The sequence below is a fragment of the Azoarcus sp. DN11 genome, from assembly GCF_003628555.1.
Taxonomy (GTDB): domain Bacteria; phylum Pseudomonadota; class Gammaproteobacteria; order Burkholderiales; family Rhodocyclaceae; genus Aromatoleum.
Genome location: NZ_CP021731.1, coordinates 1,272,065 through 1,285,304, shown reverse-complemented (window position 1 = coordinate 1,285,304; position 13,240 = coordinate 1,272,065). Strand labels below are relative to the sequence as shown.

General features: G+C 67.7%; 15 protein-coding genes. 10 read left to right on the top strand and 5 right to left on the bottom strand.

The annotated features are described in order from the left end of the window. Window positions 1-78 precede the first annotated feature (78 nt). From CDA09_RS05805 to CDA09_RS23445, 3 genes are read left to right on the top strand one after another with little or no spacing between them, the layout of a single operon-like run. A complete protein-coding gene (locus CDA09_RS05805; RefSeq protein ID WP_217351282.1) occupies window positions 79-1,092 on the top strand; it encodes an aldehyde dehydrogenase family protein in 1,014 nt (337 codons plus the stop codon). Next, on the top strand, window positions 1,089-1,427 hold the full coding sequence (locus tag CDA09_RS23450) for a rhodanese-like domain-containing protein (RefSeq protein WP_174718414.1): 339 nt from the start codon (window positions 1,089-1,091) through the stop codon (window positions 1,425-1,427). Before CDA09_RS05805 ends, CDA09_RS23450 begins: the two co-directional genes overlap by 4 nt. A 17-nt stretch (window positions 1,428-1,444) precedes the next feature. After that, on the top strand, window positions 1,445-1,657 hold the full coding sequence (locus CDA09_RS23445) for a rhodanese-like domain-containing protein (RefSeq protein WP_174718394.1): 213 nt from the start codon (window positions 1,445-1,447) through the stop codon (window positions 1,655-1,657). A 28-nt stretch (window positions 1,658-1,685) separates the two neighbouring features. Here CDA09_RS23445 and CDA09_RS05795 read toward each other — a convergent pair whose 3' ends face one another. Continuing rightward, window positions 1,686-1,970, bottom strand: coding sequence for a DUF2325 domain-containing protein (locus tag CDA09_RS05795; protein ID WP_121427749.1), 285 nt, complete (start codon window positions 1,968-1,970; stop codon window positions 1,686-1,688). Then, the gene (locus CDA09_RS05790; RefSeq protein ID WP_121427748.1) at window positions 1,967-2,773 is read right to left on the bottom strand and encodes an EAL domain-containing protein; all 807 of its coding nucleotides are present in this window, start codon (window positions 2,771-2,773) and stop codon (window positions 1,967-1,969) included. The genes CDA09_RS05795 and CDA09_RS05790 overlap by 4 nt, the downstream gene beginning before the upstream one ends. A gap of 243 nt (window positions 2,774-3,016) precedes the next feature. On the opposite strand from CDA09_RS05790, the gene cysT reads away from it, so the two are divergent. The 7 genes from cysT to tal all read left to right on the top strand — a co-directional run bounded on the left by cysT (window position 3,017) and on the right by tal (window position 9,820). Then, a complete protein-coding gene (gene cysT / locus CDA09_RS05785; RefSeq protein WP_121427747.1) occupies window positions 3,017-3,853 on the top strand; it encodes a sulfate ABC transporter permease subunit CysT in 837 nt (278 codons plus the stop codon). After that, window positions 3,853-4,776, top strand: a complete 924-nt coding sequence (gene cysW / locus CDA09_RS05780; protein WP_121427746.1) for a sulfate ABC transporter permease subunit CysW — start codon at window positions 3,853-3,855, stop codon at window positions 4,774-4,776. Before cysT ends, cysW begins: the two co-directional genes overlap by 1 nt. Then, window positions 4,773-5,861 carry a sulfate/molybdate ABC transporter ATP-binding protein gene (locus CDA09_RS05775; protein WP_121427745.1) on the top strand — a complete coding sequence of 363 codons (1,089 nt, stop codon included), beginning with the start codon at window positions 4,773-4,775 and terminating at the stop codon, window positions 5,859-5,861. Before cysW ends, CDA09_RS05775 begins: the two co-directional genes overlap by 4 nt. Continuing rightward, window positions 5,858-6,802 (top strand): CysB family HTH-type transcriptional regulator, encoded by a 945-nt coding sequence (locus CDA09_RS05770; RefSeq protein WP_121427744.1) that lies wholly within the window; start codon window positions 5,858-5,860, stop codon window positions 6,800-6,802. The genes CDA09_RS05775 and CDA09_RS05770 overlap by 4 nt, the downstream gene beginning before the upstream one ends. A 60-nt stretch (window positions 6,803-6,862) precedes the next feature. Beyond that, window positions 6,863-7,840: a cysteine synthase A gene (gene cysK, locus CDA09_RS05765; RefSeq protein ID WP_121427743.1), complete on the top strand. Its 978-nt coding sequence runs from the start codon at window positions 6,863-6,865 to the stop codon at window positions 7,838-7,840. Beyond that, entirely contained in the window at window positions 7,837-8,637 is an 801-nt protein-coding gene (locus CDA09_RS05760) for a pseudouridine synthase (RefSeq protein ID WP_121427742.1), read from the top strand. The genes cysK and CDA09_RS05760 overlap by 4 nt, the downstream gene beginning before the upstream one ends. 106 nt (window positions 8,638-8,743) lie before the next feature. Next, a complete protein-coding gene (gene tal / locus CDA09_RS05755; RefSeq protein ID WP_121427741.1) occupies window positions 8,744-9,820 on the top strand; it encodes a transaldolase in 1,077 nt (358 codons plus the stop codon). 78 nt (window positions 9,821-9,898) lie between these two features. Here the strand turns inward: tal and CDA09_RS05750 are convergent, their stop codons facing one another. The 3 genes from CDA09_RS05750 to cheY form a co-directional block, all read right to left on the bottom strand. Then, entirely contained in the window at window positions 9,899-11,806 is a 1,908-nt protein-coding gene (locus CDA09_RS05750) for a chemotaxis protein CheA (protein ID WP_174718413.1), read from the bottom strand. Between the two features lie 96 nt (window positions 11,807-11,902). Next, on the bottom strand, window positions 11,903-12,775 hold the full coding sequence (gene cheZ / locus CDA09_RS05745) for a protein phosphatase CheZ (RefSeq protein WP_121427740.1): 873 nt from the start codon (window positions 12,773-12,775) through the stop codon (window positions 11,903-11,905). A gap of 34 nt (window positions 12,776-12,809) precedes the next feature. After that, the gene (gene cheY, locus CDA09_RS05740) at window positions 12,810-13,211 is read right to left on the bottom strand and encodes a chemotaxis response regulator CheY (protein WP_018991156.1); all 402 of its coding nucleotides are present in this window, start codon (window positions 13,209-13,211) and stop codon (window positions 12,810-12,812) included. Window positions 13,212-13,240 lie beyond the last annotated feature (29 nt).

The window sequence follows — 13,240 nt, the reverse complement described above, 5'->3', positions numbered from 1 at the left end:
ACTGCGCACTGAACGCCGCGTACTTCTCCAGCAAACTCGCCGACGTAGGCGATCGAGGGGCGGTCGGGCCGGCCGACCTTGGCGCCGATCGCGGTCATCCTCGCGCCGTCGCCCAAAGGCGCTGCGACCTGCGCACGCCTCGTGGAATTCGTCCATGCCGAACTTGCAAAAATCGGCGCGCCAGCGGACCTCGTGCAGCAGTTGCCCACCGGGTCCGGCAAGGACACGCTGCACGAACTGATGCGGCAGGCGGACCTCGTGGTCGCGACGGGTTCGCGCGCGAACGTGCGCGCCGCCTACGAAAGCGGCACCCCAGCCTTGGGCGTCGGCGTGGGCAACGTCGCGGCAATCGTGCTGCCGGGAGCAGATCCATATGCGACGGGCGCACGCATCGCACAATCGAAGACCTTCGACAACGCGACGAGCTGCTCGTCCGAGAACAGCCTGATCCTCGTCGGCGACGCAGCCGACGGCGTGCTCGCGGCGCTTGCCGCCGAGAGTGCCATGCTCCTCGATGCCGAGGAAAAGGCCGCCCTTGCCGCCGCGATGTTCCCCGACGGCAAGCTCGCACCGCAGGTCATCGCACAGTCGGCCACGAAGATCGCGCAGATCGCTGGCCTGCATCGCCCCATTTTCCGCGATGCGCGCATCCTCCTCGTCGAAGAGGACGGCGTCGGGCCGGAACACCCCTTCTCCGGAGAAAAGCTCTCGCCGGTGCTCACCGTCTATCGCGTACCGGATCTCGATGCTGCGATCGCGCTGGTCCGCCGCCTCTACGACTACCAGGGCAAGGGCCACTCGGTCGGCGTGCACGGTGCGACGGCGGCGGAGGCTCTGCGCCTCGGGCGGGAGCTGCCGGTCGCGCGCGTGATCCAGGACCAGATCCATTGCTACGCCGTCGGCGGCTCCTTCGACAACGGCCTGCCCTTCTCGCTGTCGATGGGCTGCGGCACCTGGGGCGGCAACGGCTTCTCGGACAACCTCAACTACCGCCACTTCCTCAACATCACGCGCATCGTGCGGCCGATCCCGGAGCGGGTGCCGAGCGAGGCATTGCTGCTGGGCGCCTATTGGGAGCGATACGGGCGATGAGGACTGCGCACTTTGCCAACGTCCGCGCCCTGCTCGAAGCCCGCGCGGCGGAGAATCAAGACGGCGTCTACTGCATCGCGCCCGAAACCAGCCACAGCCTGAGCTTCGGCGCCCTGGCCGAAAGCGCGCGCGCGCTCGCCGCGTTTTCGGGCGCGCTCGTGCTCGACGTCGGAACCAGCGCCGAGTACCTGCGCGGCCACATCCCGGGCGCCGCCTTCGTGCTGCGCTCGCGCCTTGCCGACGCGCTGGCCGCCGTGCCGGAGCTGCAACACTTCATCGTCACTCGACCGACGGAAATCTGGCGCGGCTCGCCGCCTCGGACCTTGCCGCCCTAAGGGAGGCCCGGATCGAGGTGCTCGCAGGCGAGACCGCAGCATGGATTGCCGACGGCCGGCCGGTCGAAACCGGGCCCACACGCCTGCTCTCACCTCCTCTGGATCGCTACCGCCGCCCCTACGAGGGCACCGACAATCCGCGCGAAGCGATGCAGGGCTACCTCGACTGGGAATTCGGGCTCGTCGCTCAGCTCGAGCGCGACGGCACCCACGGTTTCCGCGTGCTTTGATCCTGGAGGCGGCCGCGGGCGGCCTCTCTCACCGTCCGGCCAGCCCGCTGACCGCCTCGTCCAGCTGCGGCAGGCAGCGCCGACAATAGATCACAGGCACCCCACGCTCCTTCGCGAGCCGGCGCATCTTCGACGCGAGCCCGTGATTGACCTGGTCGATGATGATCACCACCAGACGCGTGTCCGCGGGAATCGGCCGGTGGCTGTCGCTGCCGCGCCGCCCGTCCCAGTGACGCACCGGCGCATAACCGTGATTGCTGAGGCAATCGCGGTAGCTCGCGACGCGATCTCCGCCGACGATGACGGCAGTCATCCCGGCCTGCCCTGATGCCCGGCGATTGCCGGAGCGCCGTACGCATACCCCTGCGCCAGCACGCCCGCAGGCCACGGCTCGGCCGGAGCCGCCTCGACGCGCTTCACGACCACCCTCCCCGACCCGGCGACCGCCAGCAACTCATCGAGCGCTGCGCCGCCCTGCTCGTCCGCCAACAACGCCGACGAGTCGATCTTGATGAAATCGGCCCGCACGACGCCCGCCAGCGTCCGCCATTGCGCCACCGACTCGACATTCACCCCGACCCGAAAACCGTTGTGACGGTAGTTGCGCAGCACGAAGGACAGCAGATCCGCCTGCCGGCTCGCAACCACCGGCGCCTCGATCACGATCCGGTCGGGCGGCAATCCCAGCGCATCCACGACCCGGCGGAAGGCCGCGCCGTGATCGGCCGCCACGGCGGCCAGCAGGCGACCATGGACGTTGAGGAACAGCAGCCCCTCCTCTTTCGAGGCGATGAAATTCAGCGCATGCACGGTGCGCGCAAGCCGATCGAGCGCGACCAGGCGGTCATCGTCGGCGTTTGCCGAGAACAACATCCAGGGCGATAGGTCGCGCTGCCCGCCCCCGAGGATGCGCAGGAAGGCCTCGTACCCGATCGCCTGATGTTGCAAGGGATCGACGACTGGCTGAAACACGCTCGACAGCTCGCATCCGAACCAGTCTCCGACCACACCGCCATCGGGCAGACGGCGCAACTGCTTGCCCGCCAACCGTTCCAGCGGCAGACGCTCGAGAAAATCGCGGGCGCGATCCGGTGACTGCAATGTCGGGTAGCTCATGTGCTGCTCCTGCGGGTTCTTCACTGAAAAGAATCTTTGAAGAAACTCTAGGACGCCGCGGAGACGAACCAAACCAAGAAATCCTGCAGAACAATCCACCCGCTCGAAATCCCGCTCCTATCCCGCTTAGCAGAATTTCGAATAACCAGCCCGTTTTTTATTATTTACGGAGCACAAGCCAGCCCACTTAGACTTCTTTCAAGAAATGCATATGGAGCAAAACATGAGTGCGGAGCAAACGTGATGGCAGCAACGCAAACCTCCCGCGTACTGCCGGGCTTTCGCCTCACGCTCGGCTACACGATCGCCTACCTTTCGCTGATCGTGCTGCTGCCGCTGGGTGCGGTATTCCTGAAGACCGCGAGCCTCAGCCTCGCCGAGTTCTGGGACGTGATCAGCGCACCGCGCGTGGTCGCCTCCTACAAGCTCTCCTTCGGCATGTCGCTCGCGGCTGCGGCGATCAATTCCGTCTTCGGTCTGCTGCTGGCCTGGTCGCTCGTGCGCTACAGCTTTCCCGGCAAGCGCCTGATCGATGCGCTGGTCGACCTGCCCTTTGCCCTGCCCACCGCAGTCGCCGGCATCGCGCTGACCGCCCTCTACGCGAAGAACGGCTGGATCGGGCAGTACCTCGATCCGCTGGGGATCCAGGTGGCGTTCAAGCCCTTGGGCGTGCTGGTCGCACTGGTGTTCATCGGCCTGCCCTTCGTGGTGCGCACGGTGCAGCCGATCCTCGAAGACCTCGACACCGAGATCGAGGAAGCCGCCGCGAGCCTCGGCGCCCAACGCTGGCAGACCTTCCGCCACGTGATCCTGCCGGTGATCCTGCCGGCGCTGATGACCGGTTTCGCACTGGCCTTCGCCCGCGCCGTCGGCGAATACGGCTCGGTGATCTTCATCGCCGGCAACATCCCGATGGTCTCCGAGATCACGCCGCTGATGATCATCACCAAGCTCGAACAATACGACTACACCGGCGCCACCGCGATCGCCGTCGTGATGCTGCTGCTCTCGTTCTCGCTGCTGCTTCTCATCAACAGCCTGCAGGCCTGGACGGCCAAACGTACCGGGAGGAACCACTGATGGCCGGCGCAACCACCATGAGCTGGGCGGGGCCGGTCGATGCCGCCGCCCGATTCGAATCGAAGGCCGCCACGCGCGAGACGAGGGTCGTCAAATGGACCATCCTCGGCATCTCGCTGACCTTCTTCGCGATCTTCCTGCTGCTGCCGCTGGTGGCCGTCTTCGTCGAAGCGCTGCGCAAGGGCTGGGACACCTACCTGACCGCACTCACGCACGAGGACGCCCTGTCCGCGGTCCGGCTGACACTGATCGCGGCGATCATCTCCGTGCCGCTCAACCTGGTGTTCGGCGTCGCCGCCGCGTGGGCGATCGGGAAGTTCGAGTTCCGCGGCAAGCACTTCCTCATCACGCTGATCGACCTGCCCTTCTCGGTATCGCCCGTGATCGCGGGCCTGATCTACGTGCTGATCTTCGGCGCCCAGGGCTGGTTCGGGCCGTGGCTCGCCGAGCACGACGTCAAGATCATCTTCGCCGTCCCCGGCATCGTGCTCGCAACGGTGTTCGTGACCTTCCCCTTCGTCGCCCGCGAACTGATCCCGCTGATGCAGGCGCAGGGGCGCGAGGAAGAGGAAGCTGCGATCGTGCTCGGCGCCAACGGCTGGCAGACCTTCTGGCACGTGACGCTGCCGAACATCAAGTGGGGCCTGCTGTATGGCGTGATCCTGTGCAACGCCCGCGCGATGGGCGAGTTCGGTGCCGTGTCCGTCGTGTCCGGCCACATTCGCGGCGAGACCAACACGCTGCCGCTGCACGTCGAGATTCTCTACAACGAATACCAGTTCGCCGCCGCCTTCGCCGTGGCCTCGCTGCTCGCCCTGCTGGCGCTCGCGACCCTCGCGATCAAGACCTGGGTCGAGCACCGCGCCGCCCACGTTGGCCAAGACGACATCGCAATCGAAGCTCCACGGGACAACGCATCATGAGCATTCAGGTCAGGGACATCCGCAAGGCTTTCGGCAACTTCGTCGCGCTCGACAACGTCTCGCTCGACTTCCCCACCGGCGAACTCGTCGCCCTGCTGGGCCCCTCGGGTTGCGGCAAGACGACGCTGCTGCGCATCATCGCCGGCCTCGAACAGGCCGATTCGGGCGAGGTGCTGCTCGACGGCGAGGACGCCTCGGGCACCCACGTGCGCGAACGCCAGGTCGGCTTCGTATTCCAGCACTACGCGCTGTTCCGCCACATGAGCGTGTTCGACAACGTCGCCTTCGGCATGCGCATGAAGCCGCGCAGCCAGCGCCCGTCGGAAAAGGCGATCCGCGCCAAGGTCGAGGAACTGCTCGCCCTCGTGCAGCTCGATTGGCTCGCCGACCGCTTCCCCGCGCAGCTTTCCGGCGGCCAGCGCCAGCGCATCGCGCTCGCCCGCGCGCTCGCGGTCGAGCCGCGCGTGCTGCTCCTCGACGAACCCTTCGGCGCGCTCGACGCCAAGGTGCGCAAGGAACTGCGCCGCTGGCTGCGCAAGCTGCACGACGAGCTGCACATCACGTCGATCTTCGTCACGCACGACCAGGAGGAGGCGCTGGAGGTGGCCGATCGCGTCGTGCTGATGGATCGCGGCCGGGTCGAACAGGTCGGCACCCCCGAAGAGGTGTATCGCCACCCCGCTACCCCCTTCGTGTACGGCTTCCTCGGCGCGGTGAACTTCTTCCACGGGCGCGTCGACGGCGCCCACCTGCTGGTGGGTGAGGACCTGCTCCCGCATGCGCAGCGGGAGTTCGAGGCCGGCGCGGAAGTGATCGCCTTCGCGCGCCCGCACGAGCTCGACCTGGTGCCCGAGGAGTACGCGGACGCCGGCGTCGCCGCGCGCATCACGCGCATCCTCGCCTTCGGCGTCACCGCGCGCGTCGAGCTCGACGGCCTCAACGCCGCCACGGGCCAGCATTTCGAAGTCGAACTGACGCGCCAGCGCGTCGCCGAACTCGCCCTCGCCGAAGGGCAGACCGTGCGTCTGCTACCCTCGCGCCTCAAAGTCTTCCAGCGCAACGACGCCATCGGAGCACGCGCATGAACTTCCAGCAGCTACGCATCATCCGCGAGACGGTGCGGCGCAACTTCAACCTCACCGAGGTCGCCAACGCCCTGTTCACGTCGCAGTCGGGCGTCTCCAAGCACATCAAGGACCTCGAGGACGAGCTCGGCGTCGAGCTCTTCGTGCGCAAGGGCAAGCGCCTGCTGGGCCTCACCGACCCGGGCCGCGAACTCGTCGTGATGGTCGAGCGCATGCTGCTCGACGCGGGCAACATCAAGCGCCTGGCCGAGCAGTACAGCAACCGCGACGAGGGCCGCCTGACCGTCGTGACCACGCACACGCAGGCGCGTTACGCGCTGCCCAAGGTCGTGACCGAGTTCAAGAAGCTGTATCCGAAAGTACACCTCAAGCTGCACCAGGGCAGCCCGGAGGAGATCGTGTCGATGCTGCTCGACGGCCAGGCCGACCTCGGCATCGCCACCGAAGCGCTCGCGGACGTCGCCGAGCTCGCGTCCTTCCCCTACTACTCGTGGCACCACTCGGTGATCGTGCCGGCCGGCCATCCGCTGGAAGCGGTGCAGCCGCTCACGCTGGAGGCCATCGCCGAATACCCGTTGATCACCTACCACGAAGGCTTCACCGGGCGCTCCATCATCGACCGCGCCTTCGCCGCTGCGGGCCTCGCGCCCGACGTCGCGATGTCGGCGATGGACGCGGACGTCATCAAGACCTACGTCGAACTCGGGCTGGGCATCGGCATCGTCGCGTCGATGGCCTTCCAGCCCGGGCGCGAGGGCGAACTGCGCCAGCTCGACAGCCGCCACCTCTTCCCCGCCAACACCACGCGCATCGCGGTGCGGCGCGGGCACTACCTGCGCGGCTTCGCCTACCGCTTCATCGAGATGTGCTCACCCACCCTCACCGAAGCGGCGCTGCGCAACTGCATCATCCCGGCCGGCAACGGCCCCGGCGAAGAATGAGGCAGCGCGCCGGGCCCCGCCGCCTGCTATTCTCCAATTCCCGCACCAAGGAGCCATTCCATGTCGAACTGGTACAAAGATAATGCAGAATCCATCGGCAAGACGCCGCTGGTGAGACTCAACCGCATCACCGACGGCGCCGCCGCCACGGTGCTGGGCAAGATCGAAGGCCGCAACCCCGCCTATTCCGTGAAGTGCCGCATCGGCGCCGCGATGATCTGGGACGCCGAGAAGCGCGGCCTGCTGGGCCCCGGCAAGGAGATCGTCGAACCGACCAGCGGCAACACCGGCATCGCGCTGGCCTTCGTCGCCGCCGCCCGCGGCATCCCCATCACGTTGACGATGCCCGACACGATGAGCGTCGAGCGGCGCAAGCTGCTGGTCGCCTACGGCGCCAAGCTCGTCCTCACCGAAGGCGCGAAGGGCATGAACGGCGCGATCGCGAAAGCGGAGGAGATCGCCGCGTCGGCGCCGGACAAGTACGTGCTGCTGCAGCAATTCACCAACCCCGCGAACCCCGCGATCCACGAGGCGACGACCGGCCCCGAGATCTGGAACGACACCGACGGCAAGATCGACATCCTCGTGTCGGGCGTCGGCACCGGCGGCACCATCACCGGCGTGTCGCGCTACATCAAGCACACCCGGGGCAAGGCGATCCTGTCGGTCGCCGTCGAACCGGCCGCGAGCCCGGTGATCACGCAGACGCGCGCAGGCGAACCGCTGAAGCCTTCGCCGCACAAGATCCAGGGCCTCGGCGCGGGTTTCATCCCCAAGGTGCTGGACCTGTCGCTGATCGACGCGGTCGAGACGGTCACCAACGAGGACGCCATCCTCTACGCCCGCCGGCTCGCGCGCGAGGAAGGCATCCTGTCGGGCATCTCCTGCGGGGCGGCCGTAGCCGTGGCGGCGCGCCTCGCGCAGCGGCCCGAGAACGCGGGCAAGACGATCGTTGCGATCCTGCCGGACTCGGGCGAACGCTACCTCAGCACGATCCTGTTCGACAGCCTCTTCGACGCGAACGGCACGGCGATTTGAGCGACGCGATCCGGACGGCCGACGCGGGGGCAGCCGCCCCTGCGGCACTTGCGCCGGAAACCCTGCCCATCCTGTACCGCGACGACTGCCTCGTCGCCGTGCACAAGCCCTCGGGGCTGCTCGTGCATCGCTCGGTCCTCGACGTGCACGAGGAACGCTTCGCGGTACAGATCCTGCGCAACCAGATCGGCCGCCACGTGCACCCGGTGCATCGCCTCGACAAGGGCACCTCGGGGGTGCTGTTGTTCGCGCTCGACCGCGAAACTGCGGCGCGGGTCTCCGCCGCCTTCGAGCGGCAGGCGGTGCGCAAGACCTACCTCGCCGTCGTACGCGGCCACCCGCCGCTCGAAGGCGTCATCGACCATCCAGTGACGCGCCGTTTCGACGACGCCGAGCGCCGCCCCGACACTGCCGCGAAGGCCCCCGCGCAGGACGCCGTCACCCGTTTCCGCCGACTGGCGACGACCGAACTGCCGTACCAGGTCGACCGCTATCCGACGAGCCGTTACGCGCTCGTCGAACTCGCGCCCGAAACGGGCCGCCGCCACCAGATCCGCCGCCACCTCAAGCACCTCTCCCATCCCATCATCGGCGACGCCACGTTCGGCAAGGGGCGGCACAACCGGCTGTTCACGCAGCTCTTCGGCGTCTCGCGGCTGCTCCTCGCCTGTACCCGCATGCAGCTCGCGCATCCGCATACCGGCGCGCCCCTGGATCTGAACGCGCCGCCGGCGGACGACTTCGCGCAGGTCCTCGCCGCACTCGACTGGACGCAAGCCGCCGCCACGACACCGTAGCCCGACACGCCCGGCAACATCCTCGCGTGACCGGCGTCTTTCTGCGGTCACCGATTCGTTGCACAATGGACTTTCATCCGTACAAACACGACACCGGCTCCAGCTCATGAATCCCCTGCTCCAGGTCCGCGCCCGGGGCCAGCAAGTCTGGCTCGACAACCTCTCCCGCACCCTCATCAACGAAGGCCAGCTCGCGAAGATGATCGCCGAGGACGGCGTCGACGGCGTCACGACGAACCCCGCGATCTTCCACAAGGCCATCGCGGGCGGGCGCTATTACGAGGGCGACCTGGCGGCACTCAAGCAGCAGGCGCTCGACGCCGAAGCGCGCTACGAAGGCCTGGTCATCCCCGACGTGCAGCGCGCCTGCGACCTGCTGCGGCCGACCTGGGAGCGCAGCGGCGGCAATGCGGGCTACGTCAGCCTGGAGGTATCGCCCGCCCTCGCGCACGACGCCGCAGGCACGGTGGCTGCGGGTGTCCGGCTGAAGCAGGCCGTCGCCCGCGACAACCTGCTGATCAAGGTGCCCGCGACGCCGGCAGGGCTCGAAGCGATCGAACAGCTGATCGGGCGCGGCGTGAGCGTCAACGTGACGCTGATGTTCTCGCTCGCCCACGTCGACGCGGTGGCCGACGCCTACCTGCGCGGCCTGCAGCGGCTTCGTCAGGCGGGCGGCAACGTGCGGGCGGTGATGTCGGTCGCGAGTCTGTTCCTGTCGCGCGTCGATACCCTCATCGACAAGCAACTCGAAGAACTCGGCGGCGGCGCGCTGGCGCTGCGCGGCCAGGCCGCCGTGGCGATGGCGAAGCTCGCCTACCAGCAATACCGGGAGCGCTTCCACGGCGCAGCGTTCGCGGAACTGCGCGCGCTGGGCGCCCGCCCGCAGTACATGCTGTGGGCAAGCACCGGCACGAAGAACACCGCCTACAGCGACCTGCTCTATGTCGAGCCGCTGATCGGCGCGGAAACCGTGAATACCCTGCCCGACGCGACCCTCGCGGCACTGCGCGACCACGGCAAGGTCGGCGCGACGCTCGCCGCCAACGCGGCCGCCGCCCGGTCGGCCTTCGACGCGCTTGCGGCGCTGGGCATCGACATGACGGCGGCCGGCGAACGCCTGCAGCGCGAAGGCCTGGCGCAGTTCGAGGACGCCTTCGCACAGCTCCTGCAGCTCACCGCCTGACGCGCGCGCGACACAAGACAAAGCCCGGCGGAGGCTTCCCCTCCCGCCGGGCTTTTCGTTTGCCGGACCGGCCCGCGCTCAGGCGGTCGCGACCTGCTTCGCCATCATCGTCATGCGGCTCAGCCAGCGCTGGTCGCCGGCGCTGCCGAGCAGCTCCTTCATGTCGAGGATCAGCACGATCTGGCCGTTCGACAGGGTCGTCACTCCGGCCACGCCCTTCGGACGGAAGTCGTCGAGCGACTTGATCACCGCGTCCTCGCGGCCCGCGAACGTATCGATGCCGAGGATGAAGGACATCTCCGCGGTCTGCATCAGCACGCCGTAGCACGGCGCGCGCTCCAGCGGCCAGCCCAGCAGCCCCGCCAGCGGCAGGATCGGCAGCACCTCGCCGCGCACGACCATCGTCGCGCGCCCGCCGACCTCCTGCACCTCCTTCGCCTCGATCGGCAGGATCTCGCGCACCATCGACAGCGGCACCGCGAACGGCTGATCACCCAGGCGCACCAGCAGCACCGGCAGGATCGCCAGCGTCAGCGGCAGGCTGATCACGAAGGTCGTGCCCTTGCCGAGCTGCGACTGGATCTCGATGTTGCCGTTGAGCTTCTGGATGTTGGTGCGCACGACGTCCATGCCGACGCCGCGGCCCGACACGTCCGACACCTGCGCCGCCATCGAGAAGCCCGGCAGGAACACCAGGTTGAAGCTCTGGCGCTCGTCCATCGCGTTGGACTCTTCGTCGGTGATGAGCCCCTTCTCGACCGCCTTCGCGCGCAGGCGCTCGGCATTCATGCCGCGTCCGTCGTCGGCGACGAGGATCACGATGTGGTCGCCTTCCTGGCGCGCCTCGAGGCGCACGATGGATTTTTCCGGCTTGCCGTTGGCGATCCGCTCTGCCGCATCCTCGACGCCGTGATCGACCGCGTTGCGGATCAGGTGGATGATCGGATCGGCGAGATCCTCGATCATCGTCTTGTCGATCTCGGTTTCCTCGCCCGCGAGCACCAGCTCGACGTCCTTGCCCAGGTTGCGCGCGAGGTCGCGGGCGATGCGCGGATACTTCTGGAACAGCCGGCCGATCGGCTGCATGCGCGTCTTCATGACCGCGTTCTGCAGGTCGGACACGAGCAGGTCGAGCTGGCTGACGGCGAGATCCAGCGAGTGCAGCGTCTCGGTGTCGTTGCGTCCGCTCAGGATGTCGCTGCGCAGCGCGTTCAGGCGGTTCTTGGTGAGGCCGATCTCGCCCGACAGGTTGAGCACCTGGTCGAGGCGCGTCGTGTCGACCCGGATCGAGTTGTCGCGCTGCTTTTCGCCTTCGCGCCGTCCGGTGCTGACTTGCGAACCGGGTTTGTCGGTCGCACGCCGCCCCACCGCATTCCGGATGACCTCCTCGGCCGGCCGCGCCGGCGCGGCGGCGGGCACGACGGCGGCCATCGAGGGCGCTTCGCGCACGGGCGGGATCACGCGCGCGACCCCCGTCACGATGCCGTGCAGCAGTTCCCAATCGGGGGCGCCGCCGGCCTGCCCGCGCGACGCCGCGCCAGCCGGCGCTGCCACCGCCGGCGGCTCGGATGCAGCCCCGCTGCCACCGATCAGCTCACCGGCAATGGCCTGCCTGAGGCGCACGATCAGGCTGGCGTCGGCCGCCCCCGGCTGCATGCCCTGCTCCAGGCTCGCGAACATGTCGCGCACCGTCCCGGTCGCCTCGAGGATCACATCCATGATCTCCGGCGTGACCGCGATCTCGCCGTTGCGCAGGTTGTCGAACAGGTTCTCGGTCAGGTGGCACAGCGTGACCAGCTCGGTCGCGTTGAGGAAACCGGCGCCGCCCTTGATCGTGTGGAAGCCGCGAAAGATTTCATTGAGGAGGCTGCGATCGTCGGGCGCGCGCTCCAGATCCACCAGCTTGTTGTCGACCCCGGAGAGCAGGTCTCCCGCCTCGATCAGGAAATCCTGAAGGAGATCTTCCATTCCGGCGAAGTCACTCATCACGTTCTCGCTTTGTCGTTACCGGCAGGCGATGCCCTGCATCCGCGCTGCCTTCTCATCCGCACGGCCCGGCCTCGGGGGCCGGACCCTGGCCGCTCAGAAGCCGAGGCTGTCGAGCAGGTCGTCGACCTGCTCCTGCGTCGTGACCACGTCGTCGCGCCCTTCGGCGCTGACCACCGGGCCGTTCAGCAGGCCGCTGTGCCGCTCGCCGCGCTTGTCCGCCGGCGTCACCTCCAGCAGCACCTGCAGCAGTTCGGTCTCCAGTTTCTGCGCGAGCTCGACGACCTTCTTGATCACCTGCCCGGTGAGGTCCTGAAAGTCCTGCGCCATCATGATTTCCATCAGCTGCGCATTCGTCGCCCGGCTGCCCTCGGAAACTTCACCCAGGAAGGCACGCGTGTCGCCCGACAGGACCTTGAACTCCTCGACGGAGAGCTGGTTGGCGAACAGCTTGTCCCAGCGCGCCTGCAGGCCGGTGGCGCCCGACTGGAGCCGCCCCTGGATCGGCTGGGCGATGTCGGTGGCGTTGAGCACGCGGCTCGCCGCCTGCTCGGTCATCTGTGCGATGTAGGTGAGCCGCTGGCGGGCGTCCGGGATGGCCTGCACCGCATCCTGCAGGCCGTCGCCGGAACCGAGCTCGCGCAGCGTGTCATGGACTTGTCGTGTCATCTGCCCGATCCGCGTGAACACCGCGTCGCAACTGCGCTCGGGCTGCGCGCCCCCCTCCGCGCCGGCTACCGGCGTCTCTGCCGCGCCGGCCGCGGCGAAACCCGCATCGAACTCGGCCGCGACGGAATCGAACAAGGCCTGCAGTTCGTCATCGTCGCCGCCGGAATCGCGCGCCGGCGCAGCCGCGCGGGCGGGCGCCGCGGCAGGCGCCGGCTGCGCCTGACTGTTCGCGATGCTGTCGAACAAGGCCTGAAGCTCGTCCGAATCGCCGAGCTCGTCCTGTTTCAGCTTCTTCGCCATTATCGGACTCCCTGATCGTATCTCGTCCCGCCCGTCAGGCGGTGGCCTTCTTGCCCATTTTCTCGAAGATCTTTTCCAGCTTTTCCGACATCGTCGCCGCGGTGAATGGCTTGACGATGTAGCCGCTGGCCCCGGCCTGCGCCGCAGCGATGATGTTTTCCTTCTTCGCCTCGGCCGTCACCATCAGCACCGGCAGGTGCCGCAGGTGCGGGGTCTGGCGGATCGTCTGCAGCAGCGTCAGCCCATCCATGTTGGGCATGTTCCAGTCCGTCACGACGAAGTCGAACGGCGCGCTGTTGAGCTTCTGCAGAGCGACGGCGCCATCCTCGGCCTCGTCGACGTTCGTGAAACCCAGCTCCTTGAGCAGGTTGCGCACGATGCGGCGCATGGTCGAGAAATCGTCGACGACGAGAAACTTCATCTTGGGGTCGGACATTCTTGTATCTCCGTAATCTTGCGGCCCGG